Annotated in this window: 25 protein-coding genes; 15 read left to right on the plus strand and 10 right to left on the minus strand. The window is 56.7% G+C overall.

The features are described from left to right. Positions 1 to 59: 59 nt before the first annotated feature. From ACR0JR_RS15645 to ACR0JR_RS15685, 9 genes are all read left to right on the plus strand, one after another. Entirely contained in the window at positions 60 to 1,568 is a 1,509-nt protein-coding gene (locus ACR0JR_RS15645) for a PAS-domain containing protein (RefSeq protein ID WP_480456946.1), read from the plus strand. Positions 1,569 to 1,608: 40 nt separating this feature from the next. Further along, a complete protein-coding gene (tsaE, locus tag ACR0JR_RS15650; RefSeq protein WP_010443004.1) occupies positions 1,609 to 2,079 on the plus strand; it encodes a tRNA (adenosine(37)-N6)-threonylcarbamoyltransferase complex ATPase subunit type 1 TsaE in 471 nt (156 codons plus the stop codon). Next, positions 2,076 to 3,080, plus strand: coding sequence for an aminoglycoside phosphotransferase family protein (locus tag ACR0JR_RS15655; protein WP_010443003.1), 1,005 nt, complete (start codon positions 2,076 to 2,078; stop codon positions 3,078 to 3,080). The genes tsaE and ACR0JR_RS15655 overlap by 4 nt, the downstream gene beginning before the upstream one ends. Next, the gene (locus tag ACR0JR_RS15660; RefSeq protein WP_480456947.1) at positions 3,077 to 3,763 is read left to right on the plus strand and encodes a nucleotidyltransferase family protein; all 687 of its coding nucleotides are present in this window, start codon (positions 3,077 to 3,079) and stop codon (positions 3,761 to 3,763) included. Before ACR0JR_RS15655 ends, ACR0JR_RS15660 begins: the two co-directional genes overlap by 4 nt. Then, positions 3,756 to 6,683, plus strand: coding sequence for a double-strand break repair protein AddB (gene addB, locus ACR0JR_RS15665; RefSeq protein WP_480456948.1), 2,928 nt, complete (start codon positions 3,756 to 3,758; stop codon positions 6,681 to 6,683). The genes ACR0JR_RS15660 and addB overlap by 8 nt, the downstream gene beginning before the upstream one ends. Beyond that, the gene (gene addA, locus ACR0JR_RS15670) at positions 6,680 to 10,039 is read left to right on the plus strand and encodes a double-strand break repair helicase AddA (protein ID WP_480456949.1); all 3,360 of its coding nucleotides are present in this window, start codon (positions 6,680 to 6,682) and stop codon (positions 10,037 to 10,039) included. The genes addB and addA overlap by 4 nt, the downstream gene beginning before the upstream one ends. A gap of 58 nt (positions 10,040 to 10,097) precedes the next feature. Further along, the gene (gene trxA, locus ACR0JR_RS15675; RefSeq protein ID WP_010442999.1) at positions 10,098 to 10,418 is read left to right on the plus strand and encodes a thioredoxin; all 321 of its coding nucleotides are present in this window, start codon (positions 10,098 to 10,100) and stop codon (positions 10,416 to 10,418) included. Positions 10,419 to 10,509: 91 nt separating this feature from the next. Further along, the gene (locus ACR0JR_RS15680) at positions 10,510 to 10,860 is read left to right on the plus strand and encodes a Lin0512 family protein (RefSeq protein ID WP_480456950.1); all 351 of its coding nucleotides are present in this window, start codon (positions 10,510 to 10,512) and stop codon (positions 10,858 to 10,860) included. Then, positions 10,857 to 11,219 carry a Lin0512 family protein gene (locus ACR0JR_RS15685; protein WP_480456951.1) on the plus strand — a complete coding sequence of 121 codons (363 nt, stop codon included), beginning with the start codon at positions 10,857 to 10,859 and terminating at the stop codon, positions 11,217 to 11,219. The genes ACR0JR_RS15680 and ACR0JR_RS15685 overlap by 4 nt, the downstream gene beginning before the upstream one ends. Positions 11,220 to 11,275: 56 nt before the next feature. Here the strand turns inward: ACR0JR_RS15685 and ACR0JR_RS15690 are convergent, their stop codons facing one another. Next, positions 11,276 to 11,473 carry a DUF1127 domain-containing protein gene (locus ACR0JR_RS15690; protein WP_170542499.1) on the minus strand — a complete coding sequence of 66 codons (198 nt, stop codon included), beginning with the start codon at positions 11,471 to 11,473 and terminating at the stop codon, positions 11,276 to 11,278. 198 nt (positions 11,474 to 11,671) lie between these two features. Between ACR0JR_RS15690 and hslV the strand changes: the two genes are divergently transcribed. After that, on the plus strand, positions 11,672 to 12,223 hold the full coding sequence (hslV, locus tag ACR0JR_RS15695; RefSeq protein WP_010442995.1) for an ATP-dependent protease subunit HslV: 552 nt from the start codon (positions 11,672 to 11,674) through the stop codon (positions 12,221 to 12,223). 95 nt (positions 12,224 to 12,318) lie between these two features. On the opposite strand, the gene ACR0JR_RS15700 is transcribed toward hslV, so the two are convergent. Together ACR0JR_RS15700 and ACR0JR_RS15705 are read right to left on the minus strand one after the other, a co-directional pair. Further along, on the minus strand, positions 12,319 to 13,560 hold the full coding sequence (locus tag ACR0JR_RS15700) for an MFS transporter (protein ID WP_480456952.1): 1,242 nt from the start codon (positions 13,558 to 13,560) through the stop codon (positions 12,319 to 12,321). 105 nt (positions 13,561 to 13,665) lie between these two features. Continuing rightward, entirely contained in the window at positions 13,666 to 14,067 is a 402-nt protein-coding gene (locus ACR0JR_RS15705; RefSeq protein ID WP_170542507.1) for a DM13 domain-containing protein, read from the minus strand. A gap of 199 nt (positions 14,068 to 14,266) precedes the next feature. Here ACR0JR_RS15705 and hslU point away from each other — a divergent pair, with 199 nt between their 5' ends. The 3 genes from hslU to ACR0JR_RS15720 all read left to right on the plus strand — a co-directional run bounded on the left by hslU (position 14,267) and on the right by ACR0JR_RS15720 (position 17,986). Next, positions 14,267 to 15,574, plus strand: coding sequence for an ATP-dependent protease ATPase subunit HslU (hslU, locus tag ACR0JR_RS15710; protein ID WP_319545811.1), 1,308 nt, complete (start codon positions 14,267 to 14,269; stop codon positions 15,572 to 15,574). 97 nt (positions 15,575 to 15,671) lie between these two features. Beyond that, a complete protein-coding gene (locus ACR0JR_RS15715; RefSeq protein WP_480456953.1) occupies positions 15,672 to 16,769 on the plus strand; it encodes an alpha/beta hydrolase in 1,098 nt (365 codons plus the stop codon). Further along, entirely contained in the window at positions 16,766 to 17,986 is a 1,221-nt protein-coding gene (locus ACR0JR_RS15720; protein WP_480456954.1) for an MFS transporter, read from the plus strand. Before ACR0JR_RS15715 ends, ACR0JR_RS15720 begins: the two co-directional genes overlap by 4 nt. Here the strand turns inward: ACR0JR_RS15720 and ACR0JR_RS15725 are convergent. Genes ACR0JR_RS15725 through ACR0JR_RS15735 form a run of 3 tightly spaced genes read right to left on the minus strand, consistent with a single transcriptional unit; the run spans position 17,983 to position 20,269 of the window. After that, positions 17,983 to 18,570, minus strand: a complete 588-nt coding sequence (locus tag ACR0JR_RS15725) for a Smr/MutS family protein (protein WP_480456955.1) — start codon at positions 18,568 to 18,570, stop codon at positions 17,983 to 17,985. The two genes, ACR0JR_RS15720 and ACR0JR_RS15725, sit on opposite strands and share 4 nt — an antisense overlap. Beyond that, positions 18,570 to 19,610, minus strand: a complete 1,041-nt coding sequence (gene mltA, locus ACR0JR_RS15730) for a murein transglycosylase A (RefSeq protein ID WP_480456956.1) — start codon at positions 19,608 to 19,610, stop codon at positions 18,570 to 18,572. The genes ACR0JR_RS15725 and mltA overlap by 1 nt, the downstream gene beginning before the upstream one ends. Next, a complete protein-coding gene (locus tag ACR0JR_RS15735) occupies positions 19,607 to 20,269 on the minus strand; it encodes a Tim44/TimA family putative adaptor protein (protein WP_010442987.1) in 663 nt (220 codons plus the stop codon). Before ACR0JR_RS15735 ends, mltA begins: the two co-directional genes overlap by 4 nt. 108 nt (positions 20,270 to 20,377) lie before the next feature. Here ACR0JR_RS15735 and ACR0JR_RS15740 point away from each other — a divergent pair, with 108 nt between their 5' ends. Together ACR0JR_RS15740 and secB are read left to right on the plus strand one after the other, a co-directional pair. Beyond that, positions 20,378 to 20,878, plus strand: coding sequence for an FxsA family protein (locus ACR0JR_RS15740; RefSeq protein ID WP_480456957.1), 501 nt, complete (start codon positions 20,378 to 20,380; stop codon positions 20,876 to 20,878). A 54-nt stretch (positions 20,879 to 20,932) separates the two neighbouring features. Continuing rightward, on the plus strand, positions 20,933 to 21,433 hold the full coding sequence (secB, locus tag ACR0JR_RS15745) for a protein-export chaperone SecB (protein WP_010442985.1): 501 nt from the start codon (positions 20,933 to 20,935) through the stop codon (positions 21,431 to 21,433). A gap of 25 nt (positions 21,434 to 21,458) precedes the next feature. Here secB and dnaQ read toward each other — a convergent pair whose 3' ends face one another. From dnaQ to ACR0JR_RS15765, 4 genes are read right to left on the minus strand one after another with little or no spacing between them, the layout of a single operon-like run. Continuing rightward, positions 21,459 to 22,181 (minus strand): DNA polymerase III subunit epsilon, encoded by a 723-nt coding sequence (dnaQ, locus tag ACR0JR_RS15750; RefSeq protein ID WP_480456958.1) that lies wholly within the window; start codon positions 22,179 to 22,181, stop codon positions 21,459 to 21,461. After that, positions 22,174 to 22,767: a dephospho-CoA kinase gene (coaE, locus tag ACR0JR_RS15755; protein WP_480456959.1), complete on the minus strand. Its 594-nt coding sequence runs from the start codon at positions 22,765 to 22,767 to the stop codon at positions 22,174 to 22,176. Before coaE ends, dnaQ begins: the two co-directional genes overlap by 8 nt. Next, positions 22,764 to 23,597: a shikimate dehydrogenase gene (locus tag ACR0JR_RS15760; protein ID WP_170773574.1), complete on the minus strand. Its 834-nt coding sequence runs from the start codon at positions 23,595 to 23,597 to the stop codon at positions 22,764 to 22,766. The genes coaE and ACR0JR_RS15760 overlap by 4 nt, the downstream gene beginning before the upstream one ends. After that, positions 23,594 to 24,193 carry a Maf family protein gene (locus tag ACR0JR_RS15765; RefSeq protein ID WP_480456960.1) on the minus strand — a complete coding sequence of 200 codons (600 nt, stop codon included), beginning with the start codon at positions 24,191 to 24,193 and terminating at the stop codon, positions 23,594 to 23,596. Before ACR0JR_RS15765 ends, ACR0JR_RS15760 begins: the two co-directional genes overlap by 4 nt. Positions 24,194 to 24,497: the final 304 nt, after the last annotated feature.

Consider the following 24,497-nt stretch of genomic DNA (forward strand, 5'->3'; position numbering starts at 1 on the left):
ACCCCGTTAACTATTGCCCTTCATACAGGCTCGTGTTGATTTGACAGGGACGTTGAATAATGGCCGACTGGATCATTCTGGCCGCTATCAGCATGGTATCGGCCTGTTTTGCCATATTGTGGTTGTTGCCTCGGCACCAGAAATCGTTTGTAGATTACGCGCTGTCGTCGCCCGGATCGCTATTTGATGTGGTCTTCCTTTTCGATGGGGACAGGTTGATCAGCCACTCTGATATCGCATTGGCCGGATATGAATCTGTCACCAACTGGTCCGATCTGCACAGGCTGCTTCAGCGTGACTATCCCTCTTTCCCGGAAACACCCGAGCTCGTTCGGGCTCGGGGCCATCTGGTTGTATCCGCAATTGATTGCACAGTTGACCGCGAAGTCTCATGTGAATGGATAGATGGAGTGATCCGCGTCCAGTTGCGCGATCTGAAGGACACTGTATCGGCAAAGCGCGCCGACCCGAATGACCCGACCCGTTTAGCGATGGATCAAGCACCTTACCCGGTATGGCTGTCGGGCGAATGCAACACGGTGCGTTGGTGTAACGCGGCCTATGTTTCTCTGGCTCGGAAAATCTCGGGGCCGGATGCGGATTTGACCAAACCGGTTTTTCCACTGCTTTCAGACGAGGCGCAACTGGGCCGGAAATCCCGTGTCTCAGTTCAGATCAAAGACAGTGAATCCAGATTGTGGTTTGATCTGACCCGTGTTGCCCAAGACCAGGGTCAATTGTGTTATGCCGTCGATATCAACGCGATTGTTGAGGCGGAAACCGTACAGCGCAAATTCGTTCAGACAATGACCAAAACCTTTGCCCAACTCTCAATTGGCCTGGCTATTTTTGACCGTAACAGCCAGTTGGCTTTGTTTAATCCTGCACTGATTGATCTGACCTCACTGCCCCCGGATTTTCTGAGCCTTCGCCCCAGTCTGTCCAGCTTTTTTGACCGGTTGCGCGATCAGCATATGATGCCAGAACCCAAAAATTACCGCAGCTGGCGGCGTCAGATGAATGATCTACTGGAGGCGGCCCAGGATGGGAACTACCAGGAAACTTGGTCATTACCTTCAGGCTCGGTCTATTCCGTCAGTGGACGACCGCACCCGGATGGTGCTGTGGCCTTTCTGTTCGAAGATATCACCGCCGAAATTACGTTGACGCGCAGGTTCCGCGCTGAGATGGATTTGATGCAGTCCATTCTGGACAAGCTTGCTGATGCGATCGCTGTCTTTTCGGATGACGGGACGCTGGCAACGACGAACTATGCCTACCAGTTGATGTGGGGTGACAGCGGCGAGGTCGGGTTTGAGCCTACTACTGTTCTTGAAATCACCCGCCAGTGGCAGGAACATTGCGCCGCCACTCCAATCCTTGGCGAGATCCGGGAATTTGTAACCACGCGCGAGAACCGGGCCGAATGGTCAGGCGAACTGACCCTAAAGTCGGGCAGTACAATGACCTGCACAGTCAGTCCCATGCAAAACGGGGCAACCATCGTTCGCTTCACCTCAGCCAGTGCCGTTGAAAACATCGCGCAGCAGCAAAAAATCAGCGCCTGAACCGGTTGCGGCCAACCCGACGTAGGTCCATTGTGGCGTCATGAATGCGCCGCTGAAATTGACTCTAAAATCCCCTCAGGACACTGCGGAAATCGCCACCCGATTGGGGGGTGCATTGCAACCGGGCGACACCATCCTGCTTGAAGGTTCGATCGGCAGCGGCAAAACCCATTTCGCACGCGCTCTGATCCAGTCGACATTGATCAAGCCTGAGGATGTACCCTCACCAACTTACACACTGGTTCAGGTCTATGAGACGCGGATCGGGGAAATTTGGCACTCTGATCTCTATCGGCTTGCATCCGTGGAAGAGATTGAAGAGTTGGGGTTGGTCGACGCATTTGACACCAGCATCTGCCTGATCGAGTGGCCCGAAAAACTGGGTCCGTTGTCCCCACAATCGGCCTTGCTTGTTCATTTCGCAACCGACCCCGACGATCAGGACACCCGGCAAGTTTCACTTACATGGTCGGACCCAAAATGGAGCACCAGGCTGGAGATGATCCAATGACAAACCGGGCCATTTTGGCAGAAGCATTGATCGCGCAGACCCCATGGAGCGGTGCACAACATGCACCCTTGGCCGGCGATGCCTCGAACCGCCGGTACGAGCGCTTGACCGATCCCGCCACTGGCCGCACAGCGGTTCTAATGGACGCCCCACCCGACAAAGGGGAGTCGGTCGAACCTTTCGTACGCATGTCGGAGTATTTGCGTTCAATCGGGCTGAGTGCGCCAGAAATCTATGCAGAGGACAGCGAATACGGATTTCTTCTGCTCGAAGATTTGGGCGACGCTCTGTTTGCCCGCGTCTTGCGAGACGATCCAACGCTTGAACGCACCCTGTATGACGTGGCAACCGATGTTCTGGTTCATCTTCACGCGGCCCACACTCTTTCGCTCGACAGCTATGATCCTGCTCTGATGACTGAGCTTGCGGCGCTTTCTTTCACCAAATACGCTCAAGGCATTCAAGGGTCGCATGATGAAGAAGCTCGCACCCGGTTCGAGCTTCGCTTTGCCGATATCCTGCACCGCGAAACCGGCGGGACACGGGTTGTTGTACAACGCGATTATCACGCAGAAAATCTGATCTGGCTGCCTGATCGAGACGGTCTGGCGCGTGTAGGGCTGCTGGATTTCCAAAGCGCGATGTTAGGGCATCCCGCCTATGATTTGATGTCGCTGCTGCAGGATGTGCGTCGCACGGTCCCTGTCGGCATCGAGATGCGGATGATCGACCGTTATATCACTGCAACCGGTGTTGACGGGCACGATTTCCGTACCGCTTATGCGGTTCTGGGCGCACAGCGCAACCTGCGTATTCTGGGTGGATTTGCGCGGCTGGCAATAGATTATGGTAAACCACATTACGTCGACCTGATCCCCGCTGCCTGGGCCCATTTGAGGCGCGATCTGGAGCATCCGGCGCTGGTTCCCGTGGCGGATCTTTTGCGCAGCGCCCTGCCCGAACCAAGCCCGGAGAACCTTGCAAAGCTGAGGTCGCAATGACCGCTACACCCCAAGCTGCAATGCTGTTTGCTGCCGGTTTCGGCACCCGTATGGGGGCCTTGACCAAAGACCGACCAAAGCCATTGATTAAGGTCTCCGGGCGACCTTTGATCGACCATGCGTTGGATTTGGTCGATGCGCTGAGACCATTACGTGTTGTCGCCAACCTGCATTATCGCGCCGACCAGATTGCCGATCATCTGACGGGCCACGACGTGGCGCTGTCGCTCGAAGAGCCGCGCATTCTGGACACCGGTGGCGGGTTGCGCGCAGCGTTGCCGCTGCTTGGTCCCGAGCCGGTCTTCACCCTGAATAGCGATGCGATCTGGGCCGGACCAAACCCGCTGAAATTGCTCAGGGATCACTGGGATCCAAATGAAATGGATGCGCTTCTAATGTGCATTCCGGTCGGACAGGCCCTTGGTCATGCCGGTCCGGGTGATTTTACTCAGGACAGCACCGGGTGGATCACCCGAGGCGCAGGTCTGATATATGGCGGGGCTCAGATAATCAAAACCGACGGGCTGCGTGACATCAATGAGGACGTGTTTTCCTTGAACCTGTTGTGGGATCAAATGCTGCGGCATAATCGCCTATTTGCACTGTCCTACCCCGGTCGTTGGTGCGATGTGGGGCATCCCGAAGGTATTGATCTGGCCGAGGGGCTGATTGCCGATGTTTGAGCCCAGCGCCCTGCCCCGGGTCTTCGCGGTCCCTCCGGGAGCGGATTTCCCCAAGGTGCTGGTCGACGGGCTGCATGAGCGATTTGAGGGGCTGCCGCCCGAAGCGCTGGCCCGGGTTCAACTGGTGATCAACACCCGCCGCATGGCACGCCGGGTGCGCGATCTGTTTGATCAAGGACCGCCCTGCTTACTCCCGCGGTTATCTTTGGTTACCGACCTGGGCGAAAGCGCGGATCTCGCGCAGATCCCGCCCGCAATTCCACCCTTGCGTCGCAGGCTGGAATTGACGCAGCTGATTGCCAAATTGCTGGATCAACAACCCGATCTGGCCGCGCGTTCTTCGCTTTTTGATCTGTCCGACAGCCTTGCCGCGCTGATTGACGAGATGCAGGGCGAGGGCGTCTCACCCGAGGCGATTAGGCAACTGGACGTCAGCGACATGTCCGGCCATTGGGCCCGGGCACAAGCATTTATCGGCATCGCAGATCAGTTCATGGAGTCTGGCGCAGATACACTTGACGCGCAGGCCCGGCAGCGCCGCGTGGTCGAAAACCTGATCGCGTGCTGGCAGATCTCGCCGCCTGAACATCCGGTTATATTGGCGGGCTCTACAGGATCACGCGGAACCACCTTAATGCTGATGCAGGCCGTCGCGCGCCTGCCGCAAGGGGCGCTGGTGTTGCCAGGCTATGATTTCGACCAGCCCGAGCATGTCTGGCACAATCTGGATGACGCCCTGACCTCCGAGGATCATCCGCAATATCGCTTCCGCAAGCTGATGCTCGGGCTAGGGCTTGGTCCCGATCAGATTCAGCCTTGGACCCCGGATCAGGTGCCCTCACCTGCGCGTAACAAGCTGATCTCACTTGCCTTGCGCCCTGCCCCGGTGACTGACGCCTGGATGACCGAGGGTCCTCATCTAGCTGATCTGAATGGTGCAACCAAGGATGTCACACTGATCGAAGCGTCTTCTCCTCGGGCTGAGGCATTAGCCATTGCTCTGCGCCTTCGTCGGGCCGCCGAAACCGGGCAAACCGCCGCGCTCATAACGCCTGACCGGATGTTGACACGTCAGGTCAGCGCCGCGTTGGACCGGTGGAATATCCTGCCCGATGACAGCGCGGGCTTACCGCTACAATTGTCTCCACCCGGTCGGTTTTTACGCCATGTCGCTGGGTTGTTCGCGCGCCGTCTGGATGGTGAGGCATTGCTGACACTGCTCAAGCATCCACTTTGCCATGATGGCGGCGACCGGGGCGCCCATCTGCTACACACCCGCGATCTGGAACTCGACCTGCGCCGCCACGGCCCGCCCTTTCCCGACAGTGTGAGCCTGACAGCCTTTGCTATTCGCAACGAAGCGCCCGAAGACTGGGTTCGCTGGGTGATCGATGCATTCTGCGATCATTACCGGCCACAGGAGCAACCACTGTCAGATTGGGTCGCGCAACTTCGCACACTGGCCGAAACAATCTCGGCGGGTACCACCGGTGAACCGGGTACATTGTGGGACAAGAATGCCGGCCAAAAGGCGCTTGCGGTAATGGCAGCACTGGAGCGCGAGGCCCACCATGGCGGCGCGATGACCGCCCATGATTTCGCTGACCTTCTGGGCGCGTTATTGGCAGGTGAGGAGGTCCGCGACCGCGATGCGCCCCACCCGCATCTGATGATCTGGGGCACACTTGAAGCGCGCGTACAGGGCGCAGATCTTTTGATACTGGGCGGCCTGAACGAAGGCAGCTGGCCTGAGTCTGCGGCACCCGATCCCTGGTTGAACCGACAGATGCGCAACGAAGCGGGTCTTTTGCTGCCCGAGCGCCGGATCGGTTTATCTGCGCATGACTTCCAACAAGCCATAGGTGCACCGGAGGTGGTTCTGACCCGCGCGACCCGCTCGGATGACGCGGAAACCGTACCCTCTCGCTGGCTGAACCGCATGACCAACCTTTTGCAGGGCTTGCCCGAACAAGGTGGAACCGATGCCTTGGCGGCAATGCGTGCGCGTGGCCAAAAATGGTTGGATTGGGCAGAAACACTGGAACATGCGCCCCAAATTGCAGCGGCTCACCGACCGTCACCACGTCCGCCCGTCGCAGCACGTCCGCGACGGTTATCGGTGACCGAGATCAAGCGTCTGATCCGCGATCCTTACGCCATCTACGCCCGACATGTTTTGCGCCTGAAGCCTCTGGACCCGTTAGTGCAGGCCCCGGACGCTCTGTTACGTGGCATCGTCATCCACGAGGTACTGGAAAAGTTCGTGCGCGACAGTGTTCTGGATCCGGCGTTGCTGAGCCGTGAAAACTTCCTGAAACGGGCCGAAGCCCTGCTGCTGCAACACGTTGCATGGCCAACAGCGCGAAAGCTGTGGTTGGCACGGCTAGAGCGGATCACCGACAGTTTTCTATCCGCCGAGATTCACCGCCGCACCGATGGTGGGCCGGTGGCCTTTGAAGTTGGAATGCGTCTAGCGCTGGCCCCGTTGGACTTCACCATTGCCGGACGCGCCGATCGGATCGATCGAAGCGGGCAAGGGACTTTGCGGATCATCGACTACAAAACCGGCACCCCGCCAACGGAAAGCCAGCAGGCAAAATTCGACAAACAACTGCTGATCGAAGCCGCAATGGCCGAGCAAGGCGGTATCGAAGGATTCGATCCGCTTCCCGTTGCGCAGGCGATTTTCATCGGTATGGGCGGCACCTACAAAGAGGTACTCGCGCCCTTGCAGAAAGAGCCGACCGAAAAGGTGCTGGCCGAACTCAAAGAGCTCATTTCTGCCTATTTAGAGCCTGATCAGGGGTTTTCGTCACGCCGAATGCTGCACAAGGACACAGATGTCGGAGATTATGATCATCTCGCCCGGTTCGGAGAGTGGGATCGGTCGGCAGAAACCGCCCCGGAGGACCTGACATGAGCGCCCGCAATGATGCCACCGAACGGCAAGTTCAGGCCGCGCGCCCCGACGCGTCGACCTGGTTGGCGGCCAATGCGGGCTCGGGCAAGACCCGGGTGCTGACCGACCGGGTGGCGCGGCTGTTGCTGGATGGCGTGCAGCCGCAGCATATCCTGTGCCTGACCTATACCAAGGCCGCTGCAAGTGAGATGCAGAACCGGTTGTTCAAGCGTCTTGGCAAATGGGCGATGCTGGGCAACAGCGCCCTTCAGGAAGAACTGGTTGAACTCGGTGTTCCGGGTGTGATCGATCCCAACCGTTTGGCGCAGGCGCGCACCTTGTTTGCCCGCGCCATCGAAACACCTGGCGGCTTGAAGATTCAAACGATCCACTCATTCTGCGCCTCTTTGCTTCGACGCTTCCCGCTTGAGGCTGGGGTCAGCCCGCAGTTCGCCGAAATGGAAGATCGGGCCGCCGCCCTGCTGCGCGAAGAGATCATTGAGGATTTTGCCGAAGGTCATCAGGCCGCACTGATCGAGGATGTTGCCCGCTTTGTCACAGATACCGGCTTTGACAAACTAACTGCCGCCGTGGCGCAAAGGCGGAACCAGTTTGAGGAAGTACTGCACTGGCCGGACTTATTGCAACGTTATGATCTGCCACAAGGATTTGATGAAAAAGCCTTGCTGCAAAGCGTATTTCTGGGTGGAGAAGTTGATCTAATCCAGTCCATCTTACCTGCCCTGAAAGAGCGCGGCGGAAACAACGCCAAAGCTGCCGAGAAGCTTATGGGCTTTGTCGATGCGCGGCTAAGCGACCTAGCGGTGCTGGAAAACGTATTGCTTACAGGTAAGGCCGCAAAAGAACCGTTTACAGCTAAGATCAACAGTTTCCCCACCAAGGCGTTACGCGAAGAGGTGTTGGCCGACCGGATGCCCCAGCTTGAGGCCCTCATGTTGCGGGTAGAGGCCGCGCGGGAACAGAGGCTGGCGTTGATGGCTGCGCAGAAAACCCACGTTTTACATCGTTTTGCTGCCGCTTTCCTGCCTGAATACGATCGGCGAAAACAGCTGCGGGGTTGGCTGGACTTTGATGATCTGATTCTACGCGCGCGCCAAGTACTGAACGACCCGGCGGTGGCGGAATGGGTGCTGTACCGGCTTGATGGCGGCATCGATCACATTCTGGTGGACGAGGCGCAGGACACCAGCCCAGATCAGTGGGATGTGATCGAGAAACTGGCGCAGGAATTCACCAGCGGGGAGGGGGCCCGTTCCGGTGTCGAGCGCACAATCTTTGTTGTCGGGGACAAAAAGCAATCGATCTATTCCTTTCAGGGTGCCGACCCGCAGGCCTTTGACCGGATGCAGGCCGAATTTGGGCGAAAGCTGCAAGAATCAGGCTCTAAATTGTGGGATTCAACGCTAGAATATTCGTTCCGTTCATCCAGTGCGATCCTAGGACTGGTCGATATCCTGTTCGAAAACCGCGCCGAGGCCGGGTTCCACAAAGACTCGCTGCACCGTGCCTTCAAGGCCGATCTACCCGGTCGTGTTGACCTGTGGCCTGTGGTCGAAAAGGTCGAGGAGGAGAAGGATACCGATTGGACCGACCCGGTCGACCGACCTGGCGCACGGCATCATACGGTTATTCTGGCAGAGCAGGTGGCCCGGTCGATCCGGAACATGATCGATGGCGGCGCGACAATTCCCGACGATGGAGAAACTCAAGGCACCTATATTCGCCGCAAGGTCCAGCCCGGCGACTTTCTGATTCTGGTCCAGCGCCGTTCGGCCCTATTTGCCGAGATCATTCGTGCCTGCAAAGCTGCTGATCTGCCCATTGCGGGCGCTGACCGCTTAAAAGTGGGCGCGGAGCTGGCGGTCAAAGATCTCGCCGCGTTGCTAAGTTTTCTGGCCACACCCGAGGACAGCTTGTCACTGGCCACGGTCCTTAAGTCCCCATTGTTCGGCTGGTCCGAACAGCAATTGTTCGATCTGGCCCATCGAAGAGAAGAGCCCTATCTTTGGGCCGCTCTGCGTAATCGGGCCGAAGAATTCCCGGCTACGCTGGCCGTTTTGAACGATCTGCGTGGGCAGACCGACTTTCTGCGCCCTTATGACCTGATCGAGCGTATTCTGACGCGTCATGACGGGCGTCGCAAACTGCTGGGTCGGCTAGGGGCCGAGGCCGAGGACGGTATCAACGCACTACTGTCACAGGCGCTGGCCTATGAACGGACGGATATTCCCAGCCTCACCGGCTTTCTGGTCTGGATGCAAACCGATGACCTTGAGATCAAGCGCCAGATGAGCGGTGTCGGCAACATGATCCGAGTGATGACCGTTCATGGCTCGAAAGGGCTGGAAGCACCGATCGTGATTTTGCCAGACACTGGCAAACGGCAGCCGCCGCGCGATGCCGAGATCATGATGGCAGGGGATACTCCCTTGTGGAAAGTACCCTCTGATACCTCACCCGCACTGATTGCTACGGCGCGTGAAGAAGCTCGAAGACGCGAGGAGAATGAACGGCTGCGTCTTCTGTATGTGGCTCTAACACGGGCGGAAAAGTGGTTGATAGTCGCCGCAGCCGGAGATGTGGGTAAAGATGGCAGCAGCTGGTATCAAATGGTCGAGGCCGCGATGGCGCGTGCAGGGGCCACTCTGATACCTGGTTCCGAGACACTCCGGCTGGCGCATGGAGACTGGGACGCATTGCCTGTTGTTGAAAATGACAGCGTCCAGAATATCGAACAAAACCTGCCGGAATTTTTCGATCAGTCAGCACTGCCAGCACCAACGCCGGTAGAAACATTAAGCCCTTCCGATCTTGGGGGTCCCAAGGCTTTGCCCGGAGATGCCGGGAAGGATGAAGAGGCGGCGAAACTCCGTGGAACGCGGCTGCACCTATTGCTGGAACATCTACCCGCTGTTGTTCAGGAGCAATGGTCGCATCTTTGCACACGACTGTTGGCCGATATGCAGGATGTGGAACGCCAGGAGTTGCTGAACGAAGCCGAGGCCGTTCTGGCCGCCGATCATCTGAAACTGGTATTTGCGCCGGATGCACTGGCCGAGGTACCGGTCACCGCCGATTTGAACGGCGCTCGAATGCATGGGGTGATCGACCGATTGATCGTTACCGATACAGAAGTTCAAGTGATTGATTTCAAATCAAATGCGACTGTTCCGAACAGCCCTGAAACCTGCCCCGAGGGGTTGTTGCGCCAGATGGGGGCCTATGCAAATGCCCTGTCGCAAATATTTCCCAAGCACCAGATCCACACCGCAATACTATGGACCCGCACTGCACATCTCATGTGGCTGCCACACGATATAGTGACAGAAGCCCTGAGGCGTAGCGCTATATCTTGACCTCCTCCCGAACGGCACCTACGTTCTCAGCCCAAGCATTCCCATTCAGGAGACAGACATGTCGACCGTTGCCGTAACCGACGATACCTTTGACGCCGAAGTCAAGAATTCCGATATCCCCGTTGTGGTGGATTTCTGGGCCGAGTGGTGCGGCCCCTGCAAGCAGATCGGCCCCGCTCTGGAAGAGCTAGCCAGTGAATATGGCGGCAAGGTGAAGATTGCCAAAGTGGACGTTGACAGCAACCCGAACGCGGCGGCTGCCATGGGCGTACGCGGCATCCCGGCGCTGTTCATCTTCAAAGATGGGCAGGTCGTTTCAAACCGTGCGGGCGCTGCACCCAAAGCGGCATTGCAAAGCTGGATCGACGAGTCGATCTGAGCCGGTGTGAACCAATTGCATCAAAGGCGTCTCATGCGGGACGCCTTTTTTGTTTGACCGCACGGATGTGCTGATCTGACGGGAACAAGAAATGGCAAAAACACGAGTTCTGGTAGAATTCGGAATGGGCACGTCGTTGCGGCGTGAGGACTATACCGAGGCGGCGTTGCGCGCCGTCAAAGATGCACTCTGGCATAACTCGGTGAACATGGCAGAGCTGTTCGGGTTTCCGAAAGAAGCCATGATTATTGATGCCGAGATTGGCGTCCAACAACCAGACCAAGTAGATACCGAACCGCTGAAAGCTGTATTTCCATACGGCCAACCGATAATCACGGTAACGCAAGGCGGCTTGGATATTGAAAAGCCCCACATCGAAGGCCGCACGGTGATCGCCAATGCGGCGATCATTGTGTCTTTTGACATGGAGCCCGCGCAATGACCGAGAAACGCATCATTCTGGAGATGGGAACCGGCAATGACCTTTATGGTCAAGACTATACCAAGGCCGCGCGCCGCGCTGTTCAGGACGCACTGCACCACTCGTCAATCACATTGTTCTCTAAGCTGGGCATCAGCCACGAAGAGATGCGCGTTGAGGTCACGATTGGAGTGCAGCGGCCCGAAGCGGTTAATTGTGATCTTGTCGCATCTGATCTTCCGCGGGGGCGCGCTTCGGTCCGTGCCGTCAAAGGCGGGCTGGATGTCGAGGACGCCGGGGCGGGCACGCTTCATGTAGTCGCCACCGCGGCGGTTGAGGCATATCTGCCTGATCTGGTGGGTAAATTCGTCAAAAGCTGAAAAAGAAAAAGCCGCTCGTCTGAGCGGCTCATCTTACGTCTAATTCTGATCCTAGATCAGAACTTGGCGATGTCGGCACGGTTCAGGCCGATATCATCCAGTTGCTCATCGCTCAGACGCGCCAGTTCATTGCGGGTCTTGCGAGATTGATACCATTCGACAACATTTTCGAATGAGTGGGAGAATACGTCCACTGCGTGCAGGATGGTGACTGCTCCGAGCGGCGCATGGGTTTTTGCGACAGCGTTTGCCATGTGCGTAGTCCTTTTCAACAGAAACAGCCGACCTGTTGTCGGTTGTGAGCCTCATGTAACGTCACCGGCTGAGTCTCACAAATGCTGACTCAACAGTCCCGGTTTGCATTTTCTGCATATCTTTTGGGCGGTTTTAGAACCGGTTGCGCAGAACCCGTACCCGGCCCATATATGGCAGCACAGATAACGGAGGCATTCATGGCAGACAGCGATTTTCCCGGATGGCACGGCACGACCATCATCGGCGTCAAGAAGGGCGGGCAGGTTGTCATCGCCGGGGACGGGCAGGTCAGCCTGGGCCAAACCGTGATCAAGGGCACCGCGCGAAAAGTACGTCGCCTGACACCGGGCGGATTCGAAGTGGTCGCCGGGTTTGCCGGATCTACGGCGGATGCGTTCACTCTTTTGGAACGGCTGGAAGCAAAGCTTGAGGCAACACCCGGCCAACTGGCGCGCGCTTCGGTCGAGCTGGCCAAGGACTGGCGCACCGACAAATACCTGCAAAAGCTAGAGGCGATGCTGATCGTTACCGATGGTAAGGATCTGCTCGTGATCACAGGGGCAGGGGATGTGCTTGAGCCCGAACACAACGTCGCCGCCATCGGATCAGGGGGCAATTTTGCCCTCGCAGCAGCCCGTGCGATGATGGACAGCGATAAACCGGCCGAGGATGTGGCGCGTGAAGCCATGGCAATTGCTGCGGATATCTGCGTCTATACCAATGGCAATCTGACGGTTGAGACAATTTAAGACGTTCTGCGTTTTAACCAGAAGCAATGGATCAAAATGCGCGTTCGACCGAAGGGAGAGGCTGCGTATTTCGATTCAAATCAAACGCAAACGACTCAGGCTAACAGCGCTTTGATCTCTTTGCCCTTCCACCTCAGATGCATCCCGATCAGGCCCATAAGCGCGGTAACGATGACGATGTAGTAGGGCACGCGGATGTCGATGCTCATCAATCCGCCTCCGATCAGGGACATGATGCCGCCTGCCAGGCAGAACACGGCTGTGGTTACGCCCATAACCCAGCCTTGATCCGTTTCGGAAACGCTGGATGAGAACAAGCCCAGCAGCGTCGGATAAGATACACCGAAGAAGAAATAGAAGAAGAAGACCGGGATAAAGCTCAGCACACCGCTTGGGCTGAAGGCAAAGCCAAAGCCGCAGATCACCATAACCACCAATGACGTATAGATGATCTGGTGCTTGCTGAATCGTTCCTGTGCAGGCTTCACAAGGAAGGTGCTGGAGAAGGCTAGCGCAACGCCAATCACCACCATCGCCATGCTACCTCCGATCACGCCATAGCCCCACGCGCTGGTCAAGAAGTTGTCGACGAACACATAGAAAGTGACGTTGGCAACCATGAACAGCGCATAGACGGGCATGATTTTCAGAACCAGCGGGTGCTCACGGACAGCTATGAGACTATCGGTGATGTCACGGGGACGGAAGACAAAGGGTTCGCGCTCGGTCCTGGTATCCTTGAAGAATGTGGTCACGAGGAAGATCGCGATCAGGACCAGAACAAACGCCCCGTAGAAAGGTGTCTTTAACGTCGCTGCACTGCCCAGCAAGGCGGCATCCGACAGGACCGCGCCGATAATCGGGCCACCCACAAGGCCAAAGCTGACGCCGGTCACGATGTAGCCCATGTTGCGATCTCGGTCAGCTGCATCCGTGCTGCCGTCAATCATTGCAGCCTGCGCAATCGGCTGATTGCCAGCGGTAAATCCGGTGATCGACCGGCCAATGATCAGTAAAAGCAAGCTGTTCATATAAAGCGCAGCAATGGTCAGGGCGTAGCCGACCAGCGCTCCGGTCAGGCAAACCAGAAGGGCATTCTTGCGCCCGATGGAATCTGAGACTTTCGAGACATAGACCACCCCCAGAAACCAAGACAGAAAGAAGCAGCCGATCACCAGACCATAATAGAAATGCCTTGTGCCCATGGCCGTGCTTTCCGGCAGAAAGCCCGACTTTGTTTCCATGATCAGAGAGTTGATGATCGGAAACACCAGCCCTTGCCCGATCAGGTCGACAAAGACCACAAACAGCAAGGTAATCTTGGCAATCTTAGTCATAAAAACGCCCCCAGTTCCAATATCTTGGGGCGAGTGTAACAGACTGTCGCGCTGTTACCTAACGGCGTGTCAGAGGCCGGAAACTCCGACCTCTGACAGTCGTGATTACTTCAGCGAAGCGACGCCCAGCGGGACACCAGCAACCTCGCACCAGATGTAGACTTCGTTATAGGCCGAGACATCCATGGTTGGCGGAACGGCATAGGATTGCTTGCCGGTCAGGTGCAGCAGCGCGCCCAGCTTGCTGTCGGGGGCGTATGTGCCGTCTTTGCCAAATGCAACGCGTGGGTCCGGGCCGCCATCCAGCGAAAAGTCCTGACCCAGTTCAACGATGTAACGTTCACCGTCTTTGACCAGCTTCACCGAACCGGTGGTGATGTGGTTCGAGCGACCTTCGAATGTGCCTTTCTTTTTGGCGCCACCTGCCAGAGCAGAAGTTGTGCCGGCCAGGGTCAGGGCCGCGCCTGTAGCTGCAGCTTTCACAAAAAGTGAACGACGAGTCATCATGATGAGGTATCTCCGTAAAATTATGCGAACTGGGGCGTTCGTCGCAAAGGGTTATGACGCAGTTGCCGCATGATTGACGATTCACATCGCCACGAATTTCCGTGTGCTGTCTGTGAGTTGCCGTGATCTTTCCGTGATCGGCTTGTGTTTTCGCGCCGTATGATTAGGTTCCGCAGCGAAACATACGGATAGAACACTTATGACCGACCTGACCCCGCGCGAGATTGTCTCGGAACTGGACCGCTTTATCATCGGGCAGAAAGACGCAAAGCGCGCCGTCGCCGTGGCGCTGCGCAACCGCTGGCGGCGCAAACAGTTGCCGGATGATATCCGCGACGAGGTCTATCCGAAAAACATCCTGATGATCGGTCCCACCGGCGTTGGCAAAACAGAAATCAGTCGCCGTTTGGCCAAGCTGGCCCGCGCGCCGTTTATTAAGGTTGAAGCCACCAAATTCACCGAGGTTGGCTATGTCGGTCGTGATGTTGAACAGATCGTGCGCGATCTGGCCGATGCTGCGATCCTGCAAACCCGCGAATTCATGCGGGAAGATGTCAAAGCCCGCGCCCATCAGGCGGCTGAAGATCGCGTGATCGAAGCGATTGCAGGCACCGACGCCCGCGAAGCCACGCGTGAGATGTTCCGCAAGAAGCTTAAGGCCGGCGAGCTTGACGATACCGAGATCGAATTGGAGCTGTCCGATACCTCAAGCCCGATGCCGATGTTCGACGTTCCGGGCCAACCCGGCAGTCAGATGGGGATGATGAATCTGGGCGATATATTCGGCAAAGCCTTCGGTGGTCGCATGGTCAAGAAGCGCATGACCGTCGCCGAAAGCTACGATGCCCTGATCGGGGAAGAAGCCGACAAGCTGCTGGACGACGAAACCGTCACCCGCGTGGCGTTGGAGTCCGTCGAACAGAACGGCATCGTGTTTCTGGATGAGATCGACAAGGTCTGCGCCCGCTCGGACGCGCGCGGTGGCGATGTCAGCCGGGAAGGGGTTCAGCGCGACCTGCTGCCGCTGATTGAAGGAACCACAGTCAGCACCAAACATGGCCCGGTGAAAACCGACCATATCCTGTTCATTGCATCCGGCGCGTTCCATATCGCCAAGCCTTCCGACCTGTTGCCGGAACTTCAGGGTCGACTGCCGATCCGCGTGGAACTGCGAGCGCTGACCGAAGAAGACTTCGTGCGCATTCTGACCGAAACCGATAATGCGCTGACCCTCCAGTACACCGCCCTGATGGGTACCGAAGAGGTCACGGTCAGCTTCACCGAAGACGGAATCGCAGCCTTGGCCCGGATCGCCGCTGATGTGAATCAGAGCATTGAAAATATCGGTGCGAGGCGGTTGTACACAGTGATGGAGCGCGTGTTCGAAGAGCTTTCATTCACCGCGCCAGATCAGGCAGGTGCTGAGATTACGGTTGATGCGGGGTTTGTGGACGCCAATCTAGGTGAACTGACAAAATCGACCGACCTCAGCCGTTACGTTTTGTAACAGCAGCGAGCCGGTTTTTGCCTGTTGCTCGTGCCCTCGGTCTAGACGCGCGGTGGGAATGCGATAGCGTAGTGCTGTAACCGTGTAGGGACAGACCGTGCTGCGCTATTTGATCATCATCGCGAACCTGTGCCTGCTGGCCGCCTGCGCGGACCGCTCGATAACCGAGATCACGCCCGAAGCGCTGAAGGTCGGTACCCCTGCAACGGTCTTTGCAGCAACAACCCGCGCGCGCGACATGGATGGTAGTTATGGCGCAAAACGCGCCGAGGCTTTGCGGTATCTTGAGATGACTGTCTCGATCCCGCCGTCGCACACGCCGGGTGACCTAAATTTCTCCTACGCGAACCCGAATCCGAACAAACAATTTGTTGTAGCGGATGTTACCGAGTTTTCAGGTCCGCAAGATCTGATGACCCGGTTGCGTGGTGTGGATGACGTGGTGATCTTTGTCCACGGCTATAACGCAACGCAAACCGAAACTGCCTTTCGTGCAGCCCAGCTAAGCCATGATATCGGTATTCCCGGAACTACTCTGATCTATTCCTGGCCCAGCCAGGCACGCGGAACAGGATATGCCTATGATCTGGACAGTATGCTGTTTGCCCGCGATGGGTTGGAGCAGACGATCCGGCTGCTCAAATCAATGGGCGTCAAACGGGTTATCCTAATCGCGCATTCGATGGGCAGTGCATTGTCGATGGAAATGATGCGGCAAGCCGAACTGCGTGAACCCGGCTGGTCAAACCGCAATCTGGAGGGGGTTATCCTGATCTCGCCCGATCTGGATGTCGATCTGTTTAGGTCACAGATGAACAGTATCAAAAACCCGCCAGATCCGTTTGTGGTGATGGTATCCAGGAAAGATAAGATCCTAAACCTGTCGGCGCGGTTGCGCGGTACTGCGGACAGTAAGAGACTGGGCAATATCAGTTCGGCCGACGCATTGGCCGAATACCCGATAAACGTGATCGACACGACCGCATTCAACAGCGATGCAGGGTCGTCCCATTTCGTGGCTGCAACCTCGCCCGCACTTCTGGCGATTCTCAGCTCGGTCCGCAGGGTCAGCAATACATTCGGTCCTGACCGGCCCGGCATAGATGTGCTCGTCCCTCCCAGCGAACGCAATACGGATGGCGCGACAGAAATCATTCTGACCGAAACCGGGCAGGCGCAGGTCAGCACCCCGTGACACGATCCGGCCTTCGTCGCTTTCTGATCCAGAATGCAAACTGGCTGGGCGCGGGAGTTCTGCTGACCTTTCTCTCCAGCTTTGGACAGACCTTTTTCATCTCGATCTTCGCAGGAGAAATTCGGGCGGAATTTGAGCTAAGCCACGGAGCCTGGGGTGGGCTCTATTCGCTTGGCACAACCGTTTCCGCTTTGGTGATGATCTGGGCCGGAGGTCTTACTGATATCTTTCGCGTACGTGTGCTGGGCCCTGCGGTTTTGACCGGCCTGGCATTGGCCGCGTTGGCAATGGCACTGAATATTTGGCTTATTCTGTTGCCCGTTGTGGTCTTCTTTCTCAGACTTCTCGGTCAGGGGATGAGCAGCCATCTTGCGGCCGTCGCGATGGCGCGCTGGTTTACAGCGACACGAGGCAAGGCTTTGTCGATCGCAACATTGGGGTATGCAATCGGAGAGGCGCTTTTGCCCCTGACATTCGTTGCCGCTCTGGCGTTTCTGGATTGGCGCTGGTTATGGGGGCTTGCAGCTTGCATAACCCTTTTGGGTATTCCCGTACTGATCCGGTTGCTGCGTCAGGAACGAACACCGCAAAGCTTGGCGACCAAGGCCTCGTCTGTCGGCATGCAGGGTCGCCAATGGACGCGTCGCGAGGCACTGTTGAACCCGTTGTTCTGGTTTATGACACCCGCAATCCTTGCGCCTTCGGCCTTTATCACCGCCTTCTTTTTTCATCAGGTGCATATTGCCGAAATCAAAGGCTGGTCCCACATACAACTGGTCGCTCTGTTCCCGGTCTTCACAGGGGTTTCGATCCTGTCGATGTTTGCAGCGGGCTGGGCGTTGGACAAATGGGGCACGGCCCGGATGATGCCCTACTATCAATTACCGATGGCCGTCGGATTTGCCATCCTGTCGGTCTCAACTTCGATTGGCGGGGCATTGATTGGAATGGTTTTCCTCGCCCTGACAGCTGGTGCGCATAATCCATTGCCCAGCGCCTTTTGGGCCGAGTTCTATGGCACGCGCCACATAGGAGCAATCAAGGCCATGGCCGCTGCAGTGATGGTTCTGGGTTCAGCAATCGGACCGGCTTTGACCGGTATGTTGATCGATAAAGGCGTTTCACTGAACACTCAATTCTTCTGGATCGCAGCATTCTTCTTGTGCGTCTGCGGCTTGGTTCGGATCGGCATAGCCCGCGCACTTCAATCGGGTTAGCGAACCCGCCTGAGGTACACGTAGTAAGCCCCATCGCCACCGTGACTGATATGTGCGGGCGTCACCTGCATCACCGCCTGCGTTAAGGGTGGAATAGAAAGCCAGTGTGGCACTTGATTGCGCAAAACACCGCGCGGGGTCGGAATTGGCCCGGGCTCGTCGCGATCCTTTCCCTTGCCAGTGATAACCAGCACCAACCGCTTGCCTTGCGCCTGCGCCGTCAGGATAAAACGCACCAAAGTAGGATGGGCCGCGCTCATACGCATCCCATGCAGGTCCAGCTTGCCCTCAGGCTTTAGCTTGCCACGTTTCATGCGCGCAAATGCCTTAGTATCCATTTGTACAGGATTTGCCCGCAATCCTTCGGTGATTGAGGGTTTGAGATTATTCCGCGTGGGTTTGGATTGCGCTGTCTGGCCCAACTCAAACGCTTCGATGCGCGCCTTTGGGGTCTTGGTCGGTTTGGGTTTTGGCAACGTCGTGGGGTGGATGGTCTGCGGTATTTCGGGGTGCAATCGTTCAGCTTGTTTGGTGACCTTGCGCCACAGCTCGATCTCTTCTGACGTCAGTTTGCGCCGTGCCATCAGAATTCATCCGGTAACAGGGCATAGGCTCGCTGAATCGGCAAAAGCACGACCATACGGCCAGGGTCTTTCAGACGGCCAGCAGCTTGCCCCGCCTCATCCCCAGTACCAAAGAAAATGTCCGCCCGCTGGGCACCCTTAATGGCTGAACCGGTATCCTGCGCGATCATTAATCGCCGTAACGGGGTCTTGCCATCCTTCTCAACCCAAACCGGTGCCCCGAGGGGCGTATATGCCGGGTCCGCTGCGATGCTACGCATCGTGGTGACCGAGCGATTCATGGCCCCCAGAGGTCCGAGTTCTGGGGCAACTCGGTTCACTTCACGAAAGAACACATAAGAGGGGTTGTGAAACAACAACTCGGCACCGGCTTCGGGGTTCTTGCGCACCCAGGCCCGGATCATCTGCGCACTGACCTCGTGCGCGCCCAGCGCGCCACGTCGGATCAATTCGGCTCCGATTGAACGATAAGGGTGCCCGTTCGCTCCGCCATATCCCACGCGTAGCGCGCTGCCATCGGGCAAGCGAATACGACCGGAACCCTGAATTTGCAGAAAGAACAACTCGACCGGGTCATCGACCCATGCGATCTCAAGCCCGCGGCCCGTCATCGCGTCTCCGGTCAGCAATTCGCGGCGACTAAGCCACCGATCAGCGCCTCGCGCCTCGGGAGGCATCCGGTAGAGCGGATAGCGGTATTTGCTGGTTGGATATTTAGAGCCGTCCAGTTCGGGCTCAAAATACCCTGTGAACAACGCGTCATCGCCGTCTTCAACCAAAACCGGTCGGAAAAACAGCTCAAAAAACGACCGTGCGGCCTGAGGTTCATAGGTCCGAGCAACGCTACACAGTGCCTGCCAATCCGGATCCTTCAGATCGCCGCAGGTGTTCAGAAAAACTGAAAGGGCTGCCCCGTGATCGTCGGCAGCCCATCCATCAAGGTCATCAAATGACAGGATGGATCGCGTCGCCTCGGCTCCGGCGGCGCTGGCAGTGGTCATGACGACCCCCAGTAAAAGCGACCGAATCGCTGCAATCATGCGTCCGTGGCAACAAGTAGCCAGTTCGGATCGTCCGCGCCCATTACACGAGCAAAGGTCCAGCTGTCCTTTTGGCGTTTAACCGTATTGGGGTTGCCTTCGATGATATCCCCTCCGCGATCACGCACGACCGAGGTCAGCTCACCGATAAAGCGCATGGTGATCTCGGCCTGATTGCTGTCCTTGTCGAACGAAACATCTGCCAGAGTAGTTTCACGTACGCCGACAAATTCGGCTTCGATGGTCAGGCCCTTGTCTTCACGATCAGCGACCACCGAGACAAAACTGTCAAAAACCTCTTCGGACAAGAAAGGTTGAATCTCGTCCAGATTGCCTTTTTCGAACCCCATCACGATCATTTCATAGGCACCGCGTGCACCCTGAACAAATTCGCTTACGGAAAAACTGGGCTCAACCCGCTTCATCGCGGCAAGAGTTTGCGCTTGCTCACTGTCTTCGGCTACGTGGTCGGTAATATCGTGATCCGGCCCGCCATCGATGACCTCGAAATCACGGCGCGTACCATTGGTATCTGGCTGTTGTTGAAGGGGTGGTTTTTCAAACCCTTCGCGTGTGCCCAATACGCTTTTCAGACGCAGGATCAGGAAAACGGCAATTCCGGCCAGGACCAGCAACTGGATCATAGGGTTGTCGCTCATTTCATACTCTTTTCAGCGCCAGGACTTTGTGAACCCGGCCTCAAGCCACTATGTAGGTGACAGTTGGGCGCAAGTCCACAGCCCGGCACATGCTAAAGGATACCGCAAATGTACCTGTTCTTGGCTTTTTTATTAGTTCCGATCATTGAGATCGCCCTGTTCATACAAGTTGGCGGGCTGATCGGACTATGGCCAACGCTTGCGATCGTAGTCCTGACTGCCGTTCTGGGCACTGTATTGGTCCGGACACAAGGTCGCACGGCATTGGCCAATCTACAGCGATCCTTTGCCGAATTGGACGACCCGACCGAACCGCTTGCACATGGGGCTATGATCCTTTTGTCGGGTGTATTGTTGTTGACCCCCGGATTTTTCACCGATGCGGTTGGTTTTGCATTGCTGGTTCCGGGCATCCGCGTTGCTGTGTTCCGCTATCTGAAATCCAAGGCGACCATCACCCAATTCCAAATGGGCACCGGCGCGCAGTTTCGAACAGGTCCTGACCCGTTCAATCAGGACGACGTGATTGATGGTGAATTCACTGAAGTCCGGCCGCGTAACGAACCCGGAAAGCCCTCTAAATGGGTGGAAGGTCCGCACCAGCATTGAGGTACCGCGCCCAAATTGATAAGCAGTGTCGAATTTCAATTCCGGAGTAAGTAAATGGCCGAAGAAGACGCCAAAGAAAACACAGCGGCACAAGCCGCACCACAGGTTCAAATGCGCGTCCTGGGGCAATTCATTCGTGATATGTCTTTTGAGAACGTGATGGCGCAGAAAGGCGTCTCAGGCGATGTACAGCCAGAGATTTCGGTTCAGGTGAATCTGGATGCCAAGAAGCGCCCGACCGAGCATCAATTCGAAGTTTCGATCAAGCTGAAGCTGACTTCTAAAGCCAAAGGCCTGGAAGACGTATTGTTCCTGTGTGAGATCGACTATTGCGGGTTGTTCCACGTGGAGGGCGTGCCCGAGGATCAGGTGCATCCGTTCCTTATGATCGAATGCCCTCGCATGCTGTTCCCCTTCCTGCGTCGCATCGTCAGCGATATCACCCGCGACGGTGGGTTCCCACCGGTCAATCTGGATAACATTGATTTCGTGGCACTTTATCGCAACGAACTGGCACGCCGTCAGGCCGCACAAGCGCAAAAAACCGACGCTTAAGACATTGACCCGCGGCTGGCTATGGTCAGGCGCGGGTCCACAGGGCATTGTCGCCCAGTTTTTCCACAAATTCCTGATGTGCTGCGCGTTCATCCTCGGTAATCCGGGGTGGCAATGCATTGGGTCGTGCCGTTGGGCGCCATTCTTCTCCGCCTCCGGCCATCGCGGTTGTAGTTGCCGACAGGCCGAAATCAGGCTGACGTCCTCCGATCAGCTCCAGATACACTTCGGCAAGGATCTCCGAGTCCAGAAGCGCCCCGTGTAACACCCGGTTCGAATTATCGATACCAAACCGACGACACAACGCATCCAGCGAGGCGGGCGAGCCCGGGAACCGTTTACGCGCTATGGCCAGTGTGTCGATTGCCTGATCCATGGGAATCAGTGACGCGCCCATCCACCTCAACTCGGCATTCAGAAACTTCATGTCGAACGAGGCGTTGTGGATCACCAGCTTGGCGTCGCCCACAAAATCGCGAAGTCCTTGCCCAACTTTGGCAAAGACAGGCTTGTCCTTAAGCGTCACTTCGCCTTTTTCCGGCGGGCGTGGATTCTCCAGCAAGTCGGGGCCGATTCCGTGAATCCCGAACGCCTCATCAGGCATTGAGCGTTCCGGGTTGATATAGACATGATAGGTCTCTCCCGTGGCCACGTGGTTCCACAGCTCCACTGCGCCGATCTCGACAATCCGGTCACCGCTTTCAGGATCAAACCCGGTGGTCTCGGTATCGAGTACAATCTCACGCATCTACCATCCCCGCCCGTATCTGCCTGATCACATCCTGCACCTGCACGCGGGCATGGTCCAGACTATCCGTTTCAATCACAAAATCAGACCGGGCACATTTCTCGTCATTAGTCATCTGTTTGGCACGGATCTGCTCAAACTGTTCCTCAGTCATCGTACCACGCGCCATGACGCGTCGTTTTTGTTCATCAGCCGGAACCCGGACACAGACCACGGCGTCCATTACAGTTTCACCGCCGGTTTCAAACAACAATGGAATGTCAAACACCAGGATATCGGCTGAGGTCGCTGCACGAAACGCCGCGCGATCCTCGGCAACCAAAGGGTGTACGATATTCTCAATTATTTTCAATGCATTAGAATCATTCGAAATGATCTTTTTTAGAGCTTCGCGGCTAACGGCTTCCTTCACAATCGCAGATGGAAACGCGTTGCGCATGGGCTCAACTGCAGAACCACCCTTTGCATAAAGCCGATGGACCGCCGCATCCGCATCCCAAAGCGCGCACCCTTCATCTGCGAACATCTGAGCGGTTGTGCTTTTGCCCATCCCGATTGATCCGGTGAGCCCGAGTGCAAAACTCATGCCAAGGCCGCCGCGCGCGTTTCGGGATCAACTTCAGGACGGACACCGAACCAGCGTTCAAATCCGGGAACAGCCTGATGCAGTAGCATTCCCAACCCGTCGACAGTGGTACATCCCGCCTCTTCCGCCTGTTGCAAGAGACGCGTTTGAAGCGGTGCATAAACCAGGTCGGTGACAACAGCGCCGGGTTGCAATCCGTCCAGCGGAACGCGCAGTTCCGGCTGCCCCTGCATACCCAACGAAGTCGTATTGACGACCAGTTCGGCATTCTCGATCACGTTTCCTGCCTGCACCCAATCCACGACTGTGATCCGCTGGCCGAATTCTTCTTTCAAATGATCGGCGCGCGTGCGCGTGCGGTTTGTCAGCAAGATTTCTGGCACGCCAGCCTCTGCCAAAGCCTGCAAAACAGCACGGGCGGCACCACCTGCACCAAATACAACCGCCGGACCATCCGCCGGGTTCCAATCCGGCGCACCCGCGCGCAGATTTGCCATGAAGCCGTACCCATCCGTATTGTCCGCATGAATCGAGCCATCCTCGCGAAATACAAGTGTATTTGCCGCCCCGATGACCGAGGCCCGGTCCGAGACGTGATCTGCCAAACGCAAAGCCGCTTCCTTGTGCGGCACAGTCACATTGGCCCCAACAAACCCGGCTTTGGGCAGCGTGTGCAGAACAGTTTCCAGATCGGCCGGCGCGACATCCATCGGGATATAATGCCCTGCCAACCCATAGGTTTTCAGCCAATGACCGTGCAGCTTTGGTGACCGGGAATGCGCAACCGGATGCCCAATCACTCCGGCCAGAGGAATTCGATGGTCCGTCATTGATCGATCACTCCCTTCACGGCCAGCAAATTAAGCAGCTCCAACAGGGGCATACCCAAGACGTTAAAATAGTCGCCGTCAATGGTAGCGAACAGACGTGCACCTTCTTCTTCCAGCTTATAGGCCCCCACCGCATGACGAATGCTTTCCCAGTTGCGCGCCACATAATCGCGCAGATAGGCATCCGAGCTGGCCCGCATCCGCAAGCGCACCTGACCGACATGCCGCCAGATCGGTTCACCATCCTGATAGATCACCGCGGCGGACAGCAACATATGCCGCTTGCCGCGCATTGCTTTTAGCTGCGCCAGTGCTTCTTCCGGCGTTTCCGGTTTCGACAGAAGCTGACCATCGAAGTCCAGAACCTGATCACAGCCCACGACCATGGCACCCGGAACCTTGTCACTAATTTTACGCGCCTTCATCTCGGCCAGTGCATCAGCGATATCGCGGGGCGATGCCCGCTCGGCCAATAGCGAACGCTTGGCCGTATCTTCATCCACACGCGCGATCTGAACTGAAAACGGGACGCCTGCGTTTTTTAGCAGCTGCGCGCGGATCTCGGACCCCGAGGCAAGGACTATGGGGACAGTCATGTGGAAAACCCCGTGTGCAAATCATTGAGTAGTCTTGAACGGTTTGTATGGCTTTCCGGTTGACACGCAACCCCGGGAATTTGGAGCAAGACTTCCCCGAGTCGCCCGGATCCTGTCCAGATGGGATAAGGATAAGTCGAAAAGATCGGATAAGCAGGCTATCCCAAGATACCCTATTGGTTATCCACAGATAATATTATAAGTGATCACATTAAGTATCTGTAATTATGTTGTTTTTAGAAATATCAATAGATTCTACAGCGCAGCTAATTGTTTTGTCCACCTGGGGAAAAATGCAGGACAA

The organism is Ruegeria sp. AA3 (assembly GCF_056542905.1).